This is a genomic window from Streptomyces griseofuscus (assembly GCF_014673495.1).
In the GTDB taxonomy this organism is placed as follows: domain Bacteria; phylum Actinomycetota; class Actinomycetes; order Streptomycetales; family Streptomycetaceae; genus Streptomyces; species Streptomyces murinus.
Window position 1 is genome coordinate 3355883 of record NZ_CP051006.1, and the last position, 16313, is coordinate 3372195.

Here is a 16313-nt window from a genome sequence, read left to right on the forward strand (position 1 = left end):
CGCCTATATGACAAAGGGCAGCTGATCCGCTCTTTTACGGACGTGAGAATCAGCACCCGCTCCAAGGGAACCGACGGTTACCAGGGGCCGAAGGTTGCTCCGCGTCCGGAAGTCATGGGGCTACACCCGGTGTGTATACATATTGCGTATACACGGTGTGTAGAGTGCGGGGCATGTCCATCGGTCACACCCTCCTAGGACTCCTGGAGTCCGGCCCGCGCCACGGTTACGACCTCAAGCGGGCCTTCGACGAGAAGTTCGGTCAGGACCGGCCCCTGCACTACGGCCAGGTCTACTCGACGATGTCCCGGCTGCTGAAGCACGGCCTCGTGGAGGTCGACGGCATAGAGACCGGCGGCGGCCCCGAGCGCAAGCGGTACGCCATCACCGACGCCGGCATCACCGACGTGCAGCGCTGGCTCGCCACCCCGGAGAAGCCGGAGGAGTACCTCCAGTCGACCCTGTACACCAAGGTCGTCCTCGCCCTCCTCACCCACCGCGACGCCGCCGGCGTCCTCGACGTCCAGCGCTCCGAGCATCTGCGCAGCATGCGCATCCTGACCGACCGCAAGCGCAAGGGCGACCTCGCCGACCAGCTGATCTGCGACCACGCCCTGTTCCATCTGGAAGCCGATCTGCGCTGGCTGGAACTGACCACCGCCCGTCTGGACAAGCTGCGCGCGGAGGTCGCCGCATGACTCCTCCCCCCGGTTCCCTGCTCACCGCCCGGGACCTGCGCAAGGCGTACGGCCCGACGGTCGCGCTGGACGGCGCCGAGTTCTCCATCCACCCCGGCGAGGTCGTCGCCATCATGGGCCCCTCGGGCTCCGGCAAGTCGACGCTGCTGCACTGCCTGGCCGGCATCGTGCCGCCCGACTCCGGATCGATCATGTACGACGGCCGGGAGCTGTCCGGCATGAGCGACGCGGAGCGCAGCGCGCTGCGGCGCAGCGAGTTCGGGTTCGTCTTCCAGTTCGGCCAGCTGGTCCCGGAGCTGACCTGTGTGGAGAACGTGGCGCTGCCGCTGCGGCTCAACGGCACCCCGCGCAAGCAGGCCGAGCGGGCCGCGCTGACCTGGCTGGAGCGGCTGGAGGTGGACGACCTGGGCGGCAAGCGGCCCGGCGAGGTCTCCGGCGGCCAGGGCCAGCGGGTCGCGGTGGCGCGGGCCCTGGTCACCGCGCCCCGGATGGTGTTCGCGGACGAGCCGACCGGCGCCCTCGACTCCCTCAACGGCGAGCGCGTGATGGAGCTGCTCACCGACGCGGCCCGCTCCACCAACGCGGCCGTCGTACTGGTCACGCACGAGGCCCGGGTCGCCGCCTACTCCGACCGGGAGATCGTCGTACGCGACGGCAAGTCCCGGGACATGGAGCGCGCCGTATGAGCACCCGCCAGTGGGGCAGAGACCTCGGCCTGGGCTTCCGGTTCGCCTTCACCGGGGGGCGCGAGGGCTGGATCCGGGTACTGCTGACGGCGGTCGGGGTCGGCCTCGGCGTGGCGCTGCTGCTGCTCACCACCGCGATACCGAACGCGCTCTCGGTCCGGCACACCCGGGACAACGACCGCGCGGACCACACCTATGGCCCGGTACGGCCGAAGGCCGCGAACACCCTGGTGATCTCGGACACCGACACCGAGTTCCACGGCCATGACGTACGCGGCCGGCTGGTCGAGCCGGAGGGGCCCAAGGCGCCCGTCCCGCCGGGCCTGACCGCGTACCCGGCGGCCGGCGACATGGTCGTCTCCCCCGCCCTGAAGGAACTGCTCGGCTCCAGCGAGGGCGAGCTGCTGCGGGCCCGGCTGCCGTACCGGATCACCGGCACGATCACCGAGGACGGGCTGGTGGGCTCGCGTGAACTCGCCTACTACGCCGGGGCGAAGAACCTGGCCCCGAAGATCGACGGCTCCCGGACCGCCCGGATCAACATGTACGGGGCGACGGAGGCGACTCCGCCGGACCGCATGGACCCGATCCTGATCCTGCTGGTGCTGGTGGTCTTCGTGGTGCTGCTGATGCCGGTGGCGGTGTTCATCGCCACCGCCGTGCGCTTCGGCGGCGAGCGGCGCGACCGCAGACTGGCCGCACTGCGCCTGGTGGGCTCCGACAGCCGGATGACCCGGCGGATCGCGGCCGGTGAGGCGCTGGCCGGAGCGCTGGTCGGACTGGTCTTCGGCACCGTCTTCTTCCTGCTGGGCCGGCAGTTCGCGGGCTCGGTGGAGGTCGTGGGCGTCAGCGCGTTCCCCGACTACCTCGATCCCTCGCCCGCACTGGTCACGCTGGTCGTCCTCGCCGTGCCCGCGGCGGCGGTGCTGGTCACGCTGTTCGCGCTGCGCGGGGTGGTCATCGAACCGCTGGGCGTGGTGCGTACGGCCAAGCCGCCGCGCCGCCGGCTGTGGTGGCGGCTGCTGCTGCCGCTGGGCGGGATCGCGCTGCTCGCGCCGATGATCGGCCAGGGCGGCTCGGACGGCCAGTTCAACCAGTACCTGGTGACCGGCGGCGTGCTGCTGCTGCTCGTCGGCGTCACCGCGCTGCTGCCCTGGGCCGTGGAGGCGGTGGTGGCCCGGCTGCACCGCGGCCCGGTGGCCTGGCAACTGGCGGTACGACGGCTCCAGTTGAGCAGCGGTTCGGCGGCCCGCATGGTGAACGGCATCGCCGTCGCGGTGGCCGGCGCGGTCGCCCTCCAGATGCTGTTCGCCGGGGTCCAGGGCGACTACACCAAGGACACCGGCCGGGACATCACCCGGGCGCAGATGCAGATCAACCTGTCGGACGGCACTCCGTTCCGCACGGCCGCGGACCGGTTCCGCACCACCGAGGGGGTGCGCAAGGCGGTCTCGCTCGGCAGCGCCTCCCTGGGCGAGAAGGACTGGAAGAGCGGGCCCGGGGACACGACCGTGCTGATCTCCGGCACCTGCGCCTCGCTGCGCGAGACGGCCCAGCTGCCGTCCTGCCGCGACGGGGACGCCTTCGTGGCCACGGGTGGGGACGACGACGCCGCCGTCACCAAGCTCGCCCGGCCGGGCCGGGTGCTCCATCTCGACGCCGACCACGGCGCGGCGACGGGACCGGACGTGCGCTGGACCGTGCCGGCGGGCCTGAAGCCGGCCCATGCGATCACCAGCCCCAACGGCACCAAGAGCAGCGCCATCCTGCTGACCCCGGCGGCGGTGCCGGACCGGGTGGACCGGCTGCTGGACGGCACGGTGTACGTCATGTTCGACAAGAGCGTGCCCGATGTGTCCGAGTACACCCGCAACACGGCGGCAAAGGTCGATCCGTTCGCCGATGTGATGGTGTGGTCGTCCACCGAGCAGTCCAAGAAGTTCACCTCCATCCGCACCGGTCTGTACGTCGGCGCCCTGTGCGTGCTGGCGCTGATCGGCACCAGCCTGCTGGTGACCCAGCTGGAACAGCTGCGCGAGCGGCGGAAGCTGCTGTCCTCGCTGATGGCCTTCGGCACCCGGCGGCGCACCCTGAGCCTGTCGGTGTTCTGGCAGACCGCGATCCCGGTCGCGCTCGGCCTGCTGCTGGCCACGGTCGTCGGGCTGACGCTGGGCTCGGTGCTGCTGAAGATGGTGGGCTCGTCGCTGGGCGTGGACTGGCGAAGCGTGCTGTCGATGACCGGCGCCGGCGCGGCGGTGGTCCTCGTGGTCACCGCGCTGAGCCTGCCGCCGCTGCTGCGGCTGATGCGCCCGGAGGGTCTGCGGACCGAGTAAGTCCCTTACGGATCAGGGCTCTTCCCGGACACGGGAGGGGCCCTGATCCGAACGATGGTCAGCCGGGCTCGACGACCCGTACCGGCAGCATCCGCATCGCCTCCCGCAGCGCTCCCGCCAGCTCCTCGTACTCGGCACCGCGTGCCGCGCCCGCCCGCATCGCGAGGGCGACCCGGCGGCTCGGGGCCGGATCGGCGAAGTAGCCGGTGAGCAACTGGCTGCTGCGGGTGGTCTCCAGCTTGAGCGCGGTGCGCGGCAGCAGGGTGCAGCCGAGGCCGCCCGCGACCAGCTGGACCAGCGTGGACAGCCCGGCGGCCGTGGTGGTCACCGGGGCGTCCGCGCGACCGGCCTCGCGGCAGATGTCCAGGGCCTGGTCGCGCAGGCAGTGCCCCTCGTCCAGCAGCAGCAGGTTCAGCTCCTTCAGCGCCTCGCGCGGGATGCCCTCGCGGCCGCCGAGCCAGTGGTCGAGCGGGGTGACCAGCACGAAGTCCTCGTCGAACAGCGGGAGTTCGGCTATGCCGGGAACGCCGAGCGGGACGGCGAGCAGCAGCAGGTCCAGGCGGCCGGTGGCCAGCCCCTCGATCAGGCTGGAGGTCTGCTCCTCGTGCACCTGGAGGTCGAGATCCGGGTAGCGCTCATGGACGAGCCGCAACACGGTCGGCAGCAGATACGGCGCCACGGTGGGGATCACCCCGAGGCGCAGCGCCCCGGTGAACGGCGCGCGGACCGCCTCCGCCTCCTCCAGCAGCTCGCCGACCGCGTCCAGCACCGCCTTGGCCCGCACCGCGAGCCGCTCCCCCGCGGGCGAGAGCAGTACCTTGCGCGTCGTACGCTCAAGGAGGGTCACTCCGAGTGTCTCCTCCAGCGCGGAGACCGCGCCGGACAGGGCGGGCTGGCTCATGCCGATGGCCGCCGCCGCGTCCCTGAAGTGCAGGTGCTCGGCCACGGCGGCGAAGGCACGCAGCTGCGCGAGGCTCGGCTGCCTCCGCTTGCCGTTACTGATAGCCACTGATAGTTACCTCCGATCAACACGACCGAGTGTAGCTATTTCCCTAATCAATGCACCCTGTGCCAACATCGACAACGTCCAACCCATGGGAATCATCCTCAAAAGGGATGGTTCTTCGCTGCAAGGAGAGCCTGTGCTCACTGTCGGTGACAAGTTCCCCGAGTTCGATCTGACCGCTTGCGTCTCGCTGGAGAAGGGCAAGGAGTTCGAGCAGCTCAACCACAAGTCCTACGAGGGCAAGTGGCTGGTCGTGTTCGCCTGGCCGAAGGACTTCACCTTCGTCTGCCCGACCGAGATCGCCGCGTTCGGCAAGCTGAACGACGAGTTCGCCGACCGCGACGCCCAGATCCTCGGCTTCTCCGGTGACTCCGAGTTCGTGCACCACGCCTGGCGCAAGGACCACCCGGACCTGACCGAGCTGCCCTTCCCGATGATGGCCGACTCCAAGCACGAGCTCATGCGCGACCTGGGCATCGAGGGCGAGGACGGCTTCGCGCAGCGCGCCGTGTTCATCGTGGACCCGAACCACGAGATCCAGTTCACGATGGTGACCGCCGGTTCCGTGGGCCGCAACCCCAAGGAGGTCCTGCGGGTCCTGGACGCCCTCCAGACCGACGAGCTGTGCCCGTGCAACTGGAGCAAGGGCGACGAGACCCTCGACCCGGTCGCGCTGCTGGCTGGTGAGTGACCCATGTCGCTCGACTCGCTGAAGTCCCGGGTCCCGGACTACGCCAAGGACCTCAAGCTCAACCTGGGCTCGGTCATCGGCAACTCCGACCTGCCGGCCCAGCAGCTGTGGGGCACGGTGCTCGCGACCGCGATCGCCTCCCGCTCCCCGATCGTGCTGCGTGAGCTGGAGCCGGAGGCGAAGGCGAACCTCTCGCCGGAGGCGTACACCGCGGCCAAGGCCGCGGCCGCCGTCATGGCGATGAACAACGTCTTCTACCGCACCCGGCACCTGCTGTCCGACCACGAGTACGGCACCCTGCGCGCCGGCCTGCGGATGAACGTCATCGGCAACCCGGGCGTGGAGAAGGTCGACTTCGAGCTGTGGTCGTTCGCGGTCTCCGCGATCAACGGCTGCGGCCTGTGCCTGGACTCGCACGAGCAGGTGCTGCGCAAGGCCGGTATGGAGCGCGACACCATCCAGGAGGCCTTCAAGATCGCTGCCGTTGTGCAGGCGGTCGGCGCCACCCTGGAGGCCGAGGCCGTGCTGGCCGAGTAAGGCCGACGCCGCTTCAGCCGAGGACCCCGCTCACTCCTGGTGAGCGGGGTCTTCCGCGTTCGCCGCCGCCGTCTCCTCCAGGGCCGGGGCAGCGGCGGCCGGCTGGTGCAACTCCTCGGAGTACTGCCGCAGATAGCCCACCACCGTGTTCGCCACCGCCACCAGCGGTACGGCGACCACCGCACCGCCGATCCCGGCCACCATGCCGCCGGCCGCCACGGTCAGCACCACCGCGAGGGGGTGCACCCGCACCGCGCGGCCCAGGATGAAGGGCTGGAGCACATGCCCCTCGATCTGCTGCACGGCGAGGACCACGACCAGGGTCATCACCGCGGTGAACACGCCCTGGGTCACCAGGGCCACGATCACCGCGAGCGCCCCGGAGGCCACCGCGCCGACCAGCGGGATGAAGGAGAACAGGAAGATGAAGACGGCCAGCGGGACCGCCATCGGCACATCGAGGAAGTAGATCCCGATGCCGATGAAGGTCGCGTCGATCAGGGCGACCAGCACGGTGCCGCGGACGTAGGCGGTCAGGGTGCGCCAGGCGCGCGGGCCGGCGCCGGCCACGCCCTCCCGGGCGGCGGCGGGCACCAGCTTCAGGACCCAGCTCCAGATGCGCTTTCCGTCGTAGAGCAGGAAGAGCGTGGAGAAGAACACCAGCAGGATGCTGGTCAGGGCCTCCACTATGACCTGAACGCCCTCCAGGCCCGCCGACGTTATCTGGTCGGCGTTGGCTCCGATGGCCTCGCGCAGGTTCTTGGCGATCTGGTTGATCTGCTTGTCGGTGACATGGAAGGGGCTCTTCAGGAGCCAGTTGCGCAGATCGTCGATGCCGGACTGTATCTGGGTGGAGAGCGTGTCGATGTTCTCCATGACCTGCCAGGTCACGAACCAGCCCATCAGACCGATCACCACGAAGCCGCTGATCGCCGTGAGCGCCGTGGCCGGTCCGCGCGGCACCCCGCGGCGGGTCAGCCGGGCGACCGTCGGCTGGAGCAGCGCGGTGATCAGCAGGGCGATGACGAAGGCGAACACCACCAGCTGGACGGCGCTGATGACCCGCATCAGCACCCAGACGGTGCCCGCGAGCACCAGCAGCCGCCAGCCGGCCTCGGCCGCGACCCGCACACCCCAGGGCACGGCCTGGGCGGGATCGGGGCGCGGGACGGGCGGGGCCGAGGCGGGGGGCCGGCGGGCGTGCGGCACGGCGTCGGCGACGGTGTCGGACGCGGTGGCGGACACGCCATCGGGCGCGGCCGAGGACACGGCCTCGGCCATGACCGGCGCCCGGCGTGCCGGTTCGGGCGCGGTGTCCTCCTCGGACACCTCCGCCTGGCGGGCGTCCAGCCGTTCACTCATCTCGGTGAGACTCGCGCCCAGCTTGCCGAGCCACCCTGGCACTCGCGACATCATCCGTCCTCTTCCCCCGCGTGGAGTCGTGCGCCTACGACCGTACAGTGCGAAAGCCCCTTCCCAGAGGACGGGAAGGGGCTGCGCGGGGTTGAGCGTGGCGTGGCCGGAACTAGTAGTTGCCGTTGGCCTGCCAGTAGGTCCAGGCGTCACAGGGGCTGCCGTAACGCTGGTTCATGTAGTTGAGGCCCCACTTGATCTGCGTGGCCGGGTTGGTCTGCCAGTCGGCACCCGCGGAGGCCATCTTGCCGCCGGGCAGGGCCTGGACGAGGCCGTAGGCACCCGAGGAGGCGTTGACCGCACGGTAGTTCCAGCTGGACTCGTGGTTCACGATGTTGCTGAAACACTGGTACTGGCCGGACGGCACGATCTGCCGCGCCATCGCCTGGATCTGGGCAACCGTGTACGAGGTCTGCACGGGGAAGCTGGCATTGGCGTCGCCACGGCTGGCGGCGGCCTTGGTCTCCGCGCGCTGCTTGGCCTCCTCGGCCGCCTTCTGGGCGGCCTCCTTCTTCGCGATCGCGGTCTCGGCGGCGGCCTTGCGGGCTGCTGCCTCGGCGTCCTTCTTGGCGCTCGCGTCCGCGGCGATGGCCTGGGAGTCGGCCTGCTGCGTCAGGGTCGCGGACTGGACCTGGGCCTGCTGACCCGTCGGTATGTCCGCGAGGAGCGTGGTGTCGGCGGCGGCCGTCGGCTCGGCGTCGTTGTTCTGCGCGACGCTGCCCGAGGCAACTCCGACGACGCTTCCGACGGCGGTGACCGCGGTGGCCGAGGCCACTGCGAATCCCCGGACCGAAATCCGGCTCACACGGTTTCCTTCCAGCATCGCCCGCTTCGGTGACCCTGGCGGACGCAATCGTGCCCCTGAACACTGGCCTCCCAACTGCGGGGTCACGGGAGGCACGGGCCCGGTGGGCAACTCCCCCTGCGGGAAGCGCCGCGTGGTGCGCGGGCGGCATACGACGAACGCTATGGAGTTGGTGCTTTTCCTGATGTTCCGCACCTCCCCCACAGCCTTGAAGGTGTGGGAGGTGCCCCCAGGTGGTGCAGCTGGGTCGTATGCGGGGCCTGACAGGACTGAGACTCTGCCGTAACCGGACGCCGGGAGGCAATTCCGAGTTGAGTGTGAAAGCTCACATCCCGTTTGGCCCAAGGGATTTCCGGAATCACCCACACACGAAGGCGCCGCCCGGCTAGGCTCTGATGCCTTTGCCGGACGGCGCCAACTGGGCTGGATCGGCTCAGATATGGCCGTCTTCGAGCATTTCGGTCACAAGGGCGGCGATCTGGGACCTCTCGGACCTGGTCAGGGTGACATGCGCGAACAGCGGATGCCCCTTCAGCTTCTCCACCACGGCGACCACACCGTCGTACCGACCGACGCGCAGATTGTCCCGCTGTGCCACGTCATGGGTCAGTACCACCCGGGAGTTGGCGCCGATCCGGGACAGCACCGTCAGCAGCACATTGCGCTCCAGCGACTGCGCCTCGTCCACGATGACGAACGCGTCGTGCAGCGAGCGGCCGCGGATATGGGTGAGAGGCAGGACCTCCAGCATGCCGCGCGCGGTGACCTCCTCGATGACCTCCCGGCTGGTGACCGCCGACAGCGTGTCGAACACGGCCTGCGCCCAGGGGCTCATCTTCTCGGCCTCGGAGCCCGGCAGATAGCCCAACTCCTGCCCGCCGACCGCGTACAGCGGCCGGAACACCATGACCTTCTGGTGCTGGCGGCGCTCCAGGACCGCCTCCAGGCCCGCGCAGAGCGCCAGCGCCGACTTGCCGGTGCCGGCCCGGCCGCCCATCGAGACGATCCCGACGTCCGGGTCGAGCAGCAGATCGAGGGCGATGCGCTGCTCGGCGCTGCGGCCCTTGATGCCGAACGCCTCCCGGTCGCCGCGCACCAGCCGGACATTGCCCTCCGCGGTGACCCGCCCGAGCGCCTTGCCGCGCTCCGACTGGATGGTCAGACCGGTGTGCACCGGGAGTTCGGACGCCTCCGGCACATAGAGGTGTCCGGCCTCGAAGAGGACGTCCACCTGCTCGCCGGGGAGCGTCAGTTCGGTCATCCCGGTCCAGCCGGAGTTCTCCGTGATGGCCAGCTCCGCCCGGTACTCCTCGGCGAGGAGCCCGACGGACGAGGCCTTGATGCGCAGCGGCAGGTCCTTCGACACGACGGTGACGTCGAACCCCTCGGCCTGAAGGTTCCGGGCCACCGCGAGGATGCGGGAGTCGTTGTCCCCCAGGCGGTAGCCGGTGGGCAGCACGCTGGGGTCCGAGTGGTTGAGCTCGACACGCACGGTCCCGCCCAGTTCCCCGATCGGGATGGGGGAGTCGAGACGGCCGTACCGGACCCGGTAGTCGTCCAGCAGGCGTAGGGCCTGGCGGGCGAAGTACCCCAGTTCGGGATGGTGCCGCTTGGCCTCCAGTTCCGTGACCACCACGATGGGGAGCACTACCTCGTGCTCCTCGAAGCGGGTCAGGGCGTTCGGGTCGGCCAGCAGGACGCTGGTGTCGAGAACATAGGTGCGCCGGTCGGGCTTGTGGCGCTTTGTGCTGGTCACCACGGAAGGACGTACCCCCTCGGATGAGGTCGGGGAGCGACGAAGTGGAAGCCGGGCCGGGAGGGCGGGACGGACCGGGCCGGCCGGCGGCCCCTGCACACGGCGGGCCGGGGGCCGGACCTCCGCGGCGCTGTCGCACGGTCGTGCTGGTGCAAAGGACCTCCCGGGCGGACGGCCCCTGCCGCCCGCTGAGATCCGACGCCCGGGGTTCGGGCGTCGACCTGCTTGCCTTATGCCCTCGAACGAGCGCCGCCATGCAAAAGCGGCCATCGCAGCGGCGGTGAACTCCTGGTGACGACAATTCGAACGGGGATGCGCGAGGGCCCCGCCGGTGATTCCACCGACGGGGCCCTCGGGCGTGTCTCAGCCGCCGAACCGCCGATGACGTGCGGCGTAGTCGCGCAGCGCGCGCAGGAAGTCGACCTTGCGGAAGGCCGGCCAGTAGACGTCGCAGAAGTAGTACTCGGAGTGGGCGGTCTGCCACAGCATGAATCCGGACAGCCGCTGCTCACCGCTGGTACGGATGACGAGGTCCGGGTCGGGCTGGTGGCTGGTGTAGAGGTGACGGCCGATCATGTCGATGTCGACGGACTCGGCGAGGTCCGTCATCGCGACGCCCTTGTCCTGGGCCTCGTACAGCATGGAGCGCACGGCGTCGGCGATCTCCTGCCGGCCGCCGTACCCGATGGCCACGTTGACCACTATCCCCTTGGTGTGGGCGGTGGTTTCCTCGGCCTCCTTGAGGGTGGCCTGCATGCCCGCGGGGAGCAGGTCCATGGCGCCCACATGGTGCACCCGCCAGCGGCCGTCGGCGGCGAGGGTGCGGACGACGTCCTCGATGATGCCGAGCAGGGGGCCGAGTTCGTCCTGCGGACGGTCGAAGTTGTCCGTGGACAGCAGCCACAGGGTGACGACCTCGACATCGGTCTCGGAGCACCAGCCGAGGAATTCCTCGATCTTCTCCGCGCCGGCCCGGTGACCGTGGACGGTGGTGGAGCCCGACGCCTTCGCCCAGCGGCGGTTGCCGTCCATGATGACGCCGATGTGCTTGGGCACCTGGGCGTGGTCGAGGTGGCCCTCCACCCGGCGTGCGTAGAGCCTGACCAGCAGGCCGCGCAGTTTGTCGCGCAGATTCACGTGGCCCTCCGGGGGTTTGGCGCGGGGTACGTTGCCGGGCCCGTCGAGCCTACCGCTGCCCGGGCCCTGGTCCGGCCCTGCTACGGCGGGGGCGAGGGGGGCGGGGCGGGATCGGGACTCCGGTCCTCGCTGTAGGGACGCGCGCCGGGTGGTGAGCGGTTCCCGGTCGGGACCTCTCGCGTGGCCAAGAAAAAACGGGCCGGTCCGTGGGGGGGGAGACGGACCGGCCCGAGGGGGGGTTTCCACCATAACCCTTCGTAAGGGCGGATGGGGGCATCGGCGTGCCACAACTACTCTCCGAAGTCGCCCGGGAACGCCCTGATGGATGCGGAACGATGGATTCAGGGGGCCTTTCCGGTCGATTCACCGAGCAATCACAGGCAAACCTGGTCGGAAGCGGTGAATTCCGAAGGAATTCGGAGACTTGCCGCCATCCGGGGTCGCGTCGGCGTGTTGCCCCCGAATCCCCCCGACGGACTACCCGCACGGCGAACGGTGACGCGCCGGCCGCCGCGCGCCCCCACGGGGCGATCTCCCCGTTTCACGGCACCGCGCAGCCCCCTCCACCGCGCGGTACCACCCACGCTGCTTTGCTGGCGCGAATTGCGTTGGTCTGAACTTACGTGACGGGTGGGGCTGGTGTGAACCGTGTCCGGTAACGATGTGGACACCGCGGGCCCCCCGAGGGGTCAGACAGGCCCTAGCGGGGCTTGCGGGCGTCGAAGAGATGCCGCGAGCTGTGGGCGACGAACGGCCCCTCCCGCTCGATCCGCTCGTGCAGCGCCCTGAGTTGGGGCTCGTACGCCTCGACGGTGAATCCGGGCACCATCCAGACGACCTTGCGCAGGAAGTGGACAACGGCGGCGATGTCATGGAACTCCATCCGCAGCCGCTCCGCGGGCAGCGCGACGATCTCCAGGCCCGCCGCCTCGGCCGCGGCCCGCTCCCGCAGCGGATCCCGCGCGCGCCGCCCCGCCTCCGGCTGCGGCCCGAGGAAGTACTCGACCAGCTCGAAGACGCTGGCGGGCCCGACATGCTGGGCGAAGTAGGTGCCGCCCGGCCGCAGCACCCGCGCGATCTCGTCCCAGTGCGGCACCACCGGGTGCCGGCTGAGCACCAGGTCGAAGGCCCCGTCGGCGAACGGCAGCGGCGCGTCGTCCGGGGCGGCGACGACCACCACGCCGTGCGGCCGCAGCAGCTCGGTGGCCCTGGCCGTGTTCGGCGCCCAGCCCTCGGTGGCGGCGATCAGCCGGGGGCGGGCCGGGGCAGCCGCGCCGAGGCTGAAGGCCAGCACCTCTCCGCCCCCGGTCTGGATGTCCAGCGCGGCCTCGGCACCGGCCAGCCGCTCCCCCGCCGAGCGCGCGTACCCCCAGGAGGGCCGCGCCTCGGTGGCCCGCCCCTCGAACCAGGAGAAGTCCCACCCCTCGGTGGGCACGGCGGCACCCTCGGCGACGAGTTCGGCGAAGGTCCGGCGGGCTGGAGTCATGCCCTCCATGATGACGAGTGCCGACGCCCCCGTCCTCCCCTTTTTCATCTGCCGCCGGGCTCTTGCCGCCGGACCAGCGCACGAACCCCTCCGGGTCGGGCTCGCCGGACGCCGGTTGCAGTAGTACGACGGTGTCGGCGCCGGCCGGTCGCCGTACGGCCCTCCTCGATGAGCCGGCTGGCCTCGCGTACGCCGTCCGGGGAGGTGGCGCTGGTGAGCAGCGTGCCTCGACACCGGACAGGCGCAGGGTACGGCGCGGGCAGCAGTCCGATGCCGACCCGCAGCCGCTCGGGAGGGAGCCGGGGCCGGAACACGACGCCGAGTGGAGTCATGGGGGCCTTCCTGGCGGGGGATGGGGAAGGGGACAAACGCTTTACGGGGCGGGCCCGTTGACGGTGGAGGCACGATGGCGCGACGACGGTGGCGGGACGGGCCGGGAGTGCTGCGGATCCCCGGGGAGCCCGAAGCGGTGGAGGTCCCCCTGGAGATCGCGGCCTCCTACCGGGCCCGCACCCGGGGGCTGCTCGGCCGCACCGGTGTCGACGGCGCGCTGCTGCTGTCCCCGGCCAACAGCATCCACACCTTCGGAATGCGCATGCCCATCGACGTGGCGTACCTGGACCGGCGGCTGACGGTCCGCGCCGTCCGCACCATGCGGCCGGGCCGTCTGGGCCTGCCCCGCCCGCGGGCCCGGCATGTGCTGGAGGCGGAGGCGGGGGCGATGGCGGGGTGGGGGCTGCGGGCCGGTGTGCGGGTGGAGGTGGAGGGGGGCGGGAGCGAGGGCGGGTGAGGCTCCCCGCCGTCAGTCCGCGGTGCGCGGGAAGGACACCTCCACGCGGCGGTTCTTCTTGCGGCCCTCCTCCGTGGAGTTGTCGGCGATGGGGTACTGCTCGCCGTAGCCGCGGACCTCGAAGGTGATGTCGGGGCTGTCGAGGTCCTGGCCGAGGACCGCCTGGACGGCGTTGGCGCGCTGCCGGGACAGAAGGACGCCGTGACTGGAGGAGCCGAGGTCGTCGGTGAAGCCGAAGACGCGGACCTGGGTGGCGCGCTGCTTCCTGATCTCGGCGGCGATCGCGGCGATACGGGCCTTGGCGTCGGCACCGAGCTTCGCGCTGTCCTTGCCGAAGAGGACCTCGGCCTGGAGGGCGAAGGTGACGTCCGCGTTGGTGTCCTCGCGGCGCTCGTCCCCGCTCTGGTCCTCCACGACCGACTTGATGTCCAGCACCTTGGGCTGGGCGAGCGTGGCGCCCTCGGGCAGCTTGAGGTCCGGGTCCCTGGGGTCGATCCGCACGGGCGCGGCGGCGGACGGCGCGGTGTCGGGGGGCTCGGCGGGGCCGGTGCCGTCGGCGTGCGCGCTGGTGAGCGTCGCGGCCAGCAGGAACGCGGCGGAGGTGAGGGTGAGGGCAAGACGGGGTCGGGTGGTCACGGGTGCCTCAGCCGGAGATGGGGAGGGTGGCGGAGGAGAAGGTGGGCAGCTGGAACTCCACCTGGTTCGCGGGCGGCGCCGGGAACTGCATGAAGACCGCGAGGGTGTCACCGGCCCGCAGGGTCGAGAAGCCCGTCGTGGTCAGCGGCCGGCCCTCGGTGTCCCGCAGCACGTAGTACCGCTTCTTGCCCTTCGGGTCGACCAGCGTGGCCCCGCCCAGGGACCTGCCGTTCTTGATGATCTCGGTCTCGTTGCCGCTGAGCGCGGAGGGGATGACGACGCTCTGGGCGCCGTCGTTCTTCAGGGTGCCGTTGACGGTCACGAAGCCGCCGGAGTCCCGCTGCGCGGAGGTGATCTGGAGGCTCAGGCCGTCGGAGCCGCGCAGTTCGGCCAGCGGTTTGTCCGACTGCCCCTCCTGGGCGCTGGGACCTGCCCCGGCCGTCCTGGAAGCGGACGCCGGCTGCTCAGGCCGCTTGCCGTCGTCGCCGCCGCTGCCGCATCCGGCCGCGCCCGCGGCCAGTCCGGCCGCGACGGCCAGGGCGACCATCCCTCTGCGGGTCTTCGCGGTGAACCGCATGGTCATAGTCCGCTTCCTTCGTCACTCATCGTTCGCCAGTCGGTCGGTCGTCAGTCGGCCAGATGCACATCGAAGAGGTCCTCGGGCCCGGGCAGTCCCGACGGGTCGTCCGGGTCCAGGTCCCACACCTTGTCCTTGCAGGTGAGCCGGGGCAGATCCGGCTTCGCGGCGCCGTGCGCGGGAGCGTCCCCGGCACCCTTCGGCGGCAGCTCGAAGGTGCACAGGGGCTCGATCTCGGCGGTGGCAAAGGCCGTCGAACGGAACTTCTCCGTGCCGGGGACGACGGAGTGGCCGACGGACTTGTCCGTCCGCACCTCGGCCGAGTACTTCAGCGGCCCTGCCGGAGCGCAGCCGGTCAGCCGGGCGTCGTTCTGCCCGGCCAGTTCCCCGGCCCGGCCGCAGGGGTCGTCGTCGAGGGGCGCGGCACCGTCGAAGACGGCCTGCCACTGAGCCGGGTCGAGCAGCACCTTCAGCCACTGGCCGGTGAGCTGGTCCCGCACGTCCTGGGCCGCGGCGAGCGCCGCGGCGTCGGCGGCCGTCTGGGCGCCGCCCCGGTTCACCGCCGCCTGGCCGACCGCGAGATAGGCGAGCGCGAGAAAGAGCAGGCCCGCCACCACCGTGAGATAGATGGGGAAGGCCTGCCCCGCGTCGCGGACCGGACGGGTCAGCCGCCGGTGACCTCGGAGATCTTCGAGGTGATCGCGTCGTAGATCGTCTGCCCGATGCTCGTGCCGGTGATCGCCAGCACGATCGCCACCACCACCGCGATGATGCCGAGGTACTCCACCGCGGTCTGGCCCCGGTCGTTCCGCGCGGCGCGGGTCATCAGATACGTCACGGTGGTGTTGAACCATTTGCTCACGGTTGTCCCCTCCAGCTGCGCGTCCGATCGGGGCACCGTACGAGGCGACCACCCGCTCGGCCGAGGGCCCCAGGGCCCAACCCCGGGCCCATTTCACGGCGTCGGCGCCGGTGCGGTCCGGCATCTCACGCCACCCCCAGCCATTTCGCCGCGGCCTGGGACCTGGTGGCGGTCTGGAGCTTGGCGAAGATGCGGTTGATGTGGTTCTTGACCGTCTTCTCGCTGATGAAGCAAGCGGCGGCGATCTGCTGGTTGGTCATGCCGGACGCGATGAGGTCCATGATCTCCGCCTCCCTGACACTCAGCCGGAACCGCGAGCGGATCGACTGTCCCATAGAGGATTGCAGTTGTGAAGGAGGAGGGGAGGTATTTTGGCCTTCTGTGGCAGCGAGTTGAGAGTCCGCGTGTGCAGCTGCACTCTCCCGCAATGCGTCCACCAAGGCCCGTGTCGCCCCCGGTGTCACATGCGGCCGGCCCTCGTGGACGTCCCGTACGGCGCGGACCAGCTGCTCGGCGGTGAACTCGCCGTGCACCAGGTATCCCCCCGCCCCCAGCCGCAGCGCCTCCCGCACCGTCTCGGCCTCGTGGCTGTAGGTGAGCATCATGACGGGCGCGAGGCGCGCCAGGTGGGGCAATGCCGAGATGCCGTCGACGCCGGGCATGCGGACGTCGAGGAGGATGACGTCCGGATGGTGCCGTAGTGCGGCCTCGTACGCCTCGCGGCCGTCCGCCGCCTGCGCCACCACGGTGGTGTCCGCGCGGTCCGTGAGCAGCGCGGTCAGACCGGCGCGCACCACGGGGTTGTCGTCGGCCACCAGCAGCCTCAATCGGGCGGGCGGCTGGAAGGCCGGTATGCCGGGGTCGTTCGGGTGCTGCCGCATGGGTGTGCCGTGCCTCCTT

At 70.7% G+C, this 16313-nt stretch carries 17 protein-coding genes; 6 read left to right on the top strand and 11 right to left on the bottom strand.

Annotated features, from left to right (window positions below; genetic code table 11):
• Window positions 1-173: 173 nt before the first annotated feature.
• Genes HEP81_RS14695 through HEP81_RS14705 form a run of 3 tightly spaced genes read left to right on the top strand, consistent with a single transcriptional unit; the run spans window position 174 to window position 3717 of the window.
• Window positions 174-698: a PadR family transcriptional regulator gene (locus HEP81_RS14695; RefSeq protein WP_037661752.1), complete on the top strand. Its 525-nt coding sequence runs from the start codon at window positions 174-176 to the stop codon at window positions 696-698.
• A complete protein-coding gene (locus HEP81_RS14700; protein WP_037661755.1) occupies window positions 695-1384 on the top strand; it encodes an ABC transporter ATP-binding protein in 690 nt (229 codons plus the stop codon). Before HEP81_RS14695 ends, HEP81_RS14700 begins: the two co-directional genes overlap by 4 nt.
• Window positions 1381-3717 (top strand): ABC transporter permease, encoded by a 2337-nt coding sequence (locus HEP81_RS14705; protein WP_037661757.1) that lies wholly within the window; start codon window positions 1381-1383, stop codon window positions 3715-3717. The genes HEP81_RS14700 and HEP81_RS14705 overlap by 4 nt, the downstream gene beginning before the upstream one ends.
• 58 nt (window positions 3718-3775) lie before the next feature.
• Here HEP81_RS14705 and HEP81_RS14710 read toward each other — a convergent pair whose 3' ends face one another.
• On the bottom strand, window positions 3776-4720 hold the full coding sequence (locus tag HEP81_RS14710; RefSeq protein WP_086806130.1) for a LysR substrate-binding domain-containing protein: 945 nt from the start codon (window positions 4718-4720) through the stop codon (window positions 3776-3778).
• Between the two features lie 139 nt (window positions 4721-4859).
• Here HEP81_RS14710 and HEP81_RS14715 point away from each other — a divergent pair, with 139 nt between their 5' ends.
• Entirely contained in the window at window positions 4860-5414 is a 555-nt protein-coding gene (locus HEP81_RS14715; protein WP_037661760.1) for a peroxiredoxin, read from the top strand.
• Window positions 5415-5417: 3 nt separating this feature from the next.
• Window positions 5418-5951 (top strand): alkyl hydroperoxide reductase, encoded by a 534-nt coding sequence (locus HEP81_RS14720; protein ID WP_037661761.1) that lies wholly within the window; start codon window positions 5418-5420, stop codon window positions 5949-5951.
• A 30-nt stretch (window positions 5952-5981) separates the two neighbouring features.
• Here HEP81_RS14720 and HEP81_RS14725 read toward each other — a convergent pair whose 3' ends face one another.
• From HEP81_RS14725 to HEP81_RS14745, 5 genes are all read right to left on the bottom strand, one after another.
• A complete protein-coding gene (locus tag HEP81_RS14725) occupies window positions 5982-7364 on the bottom strand; it encodes an AI-2E family transporter (RefSeq protein ID WP_037661763.1) in 1383 nt (460 codons plus the stop codon).
• Window positions 7365-7476: 112 nt separating this feature from the next.
• Window positions 7477-8169: an aggregation-promoting factor C-terminal-like domain-containing protein gene (locus HEP81_RS14730; RefSeq protein ID WP_037661765.1), complete on the bottom strand. Its 693-nt coding sequence runs from the start codon at window positions 8167-8169 to the stop codon at window positions 7477-7479.
• 433 nt (window positions 8170-8602) lie between these two features.
• Entirely contained in the window at window positions 8603-9928 is a 1326-nt protein-coding gene (locus HEP81_RS14735) for a PhoH family protein (RefSeq protein WP_037661768.1), read from the bottom strand.
• A gap of 360 nt (window positions 9929-10288) precedes the next feature.
• Complete coding sequence (locus tag HEP81_RS14740; RefSeq protein ID WP_037661770.1) at window positions 10289-11062, bottom strand: isoprenyl transferase; 774 nt, start codon at window positions 11060-11062, stop codon at window positions 10289-10291.
• A 700-nt stretch (window positions 11063-11762) separates the two neighbouring features.
• On the bottom strand, window positions 11763-12548 hold the full coding sequence (locus tag HEP81_RS14745) for a class I SAM-dependent methyltransferase (protein WP_037661787.1): 786 nt from the start codon (window positions 12546-12548) through the stop codon (window positions 11763-11765).
• A 406-nt stretch (window positions 12549-12954) separates the two neighbouring features.
• Here HEP81_RS14745 and HEP81_RS14750 point away from each other — a divergent pair, with 406 nt between their 5' ends.
• A complete protein-coding gene (locus tag HEP81_RS14750; RefSeq protein WP_190275996.1) occupies window positions 12955-13338 on the top strand; it encodes a DUF192 domain-containing protein in 384 nt (127 codons plus the stop codon).
• Window positions 13339-13350: 12 nt separating this feature from the next.
• Here HEP81_RS14750 and HEP81_RS14755 read toward each other — a convergent pair whose 3' ends face one another.
• The 5 genes from HEP81_RS14755 to HEP81_RS14775 form a co-directional block, all read right to left on the bottom strand.
• Window positions 13351-13974 (bottom strand): OmpA family protein, encoded by a 624-nt coding sequence (locus tag HEP81_RS14755; protein WP_037664607.1) that lies wholly within the window; start codon window positions 13972-13974, stop codon window positions 13351-13353.
• Between the two features lie 7 nt (window positions 13975-13981).
• Window positions 13982-14557 carry a hypothetical protein gene (locus HEP81_RS14760; RefSeq protein ID WP_037664604.1) on the bottom strand — a complete coding sequence of 192 codons (576 nt, stop codon included), beginning with the start codon at window positions 14555-14557 and terminating at the stop codon, window positions 13982-13984.
• Window positions 14558-14601: 44 nt separating this feature from the next.
• Window positions 14602-15219: a pilus assembly protein TadG-related protein gene (locus HEP81_RS14765; protein ID WP_037664609.1), complete on the bottom strand. Its 618-nt coding sequence runs from the start codon at window positions 15217-15219 to the stop codon at window positions 14602-14604.
• Window positions 15216-15413 (bottom strand): Flp family type IVb pilin, encoded by a 198-nt coding sequence (locus HEP81_RS14770; RefSeq protein ID WP_037664603.1) that lies wholly within the window; start codon window positions 15411-15413, stop codon window positions 15216-15218. The genes HEP81_RS14765 and HEP81_RS14770 overlap by 4 nt, the downstream gene beginning before the upstream one ends.
• Before the next feature lie 125 nt (window positions 15414-15538).
• Entirely contained in the window at window positions 15539-16294 is a 756-nt protein-coding gene (locus HEP81_RS14775) for a response regulator (protein ID WP_037664601.1), read from the bottom strand.
• Between the last annotated feature and the right edge of the window lie 19 nt (window positions 16295-16313).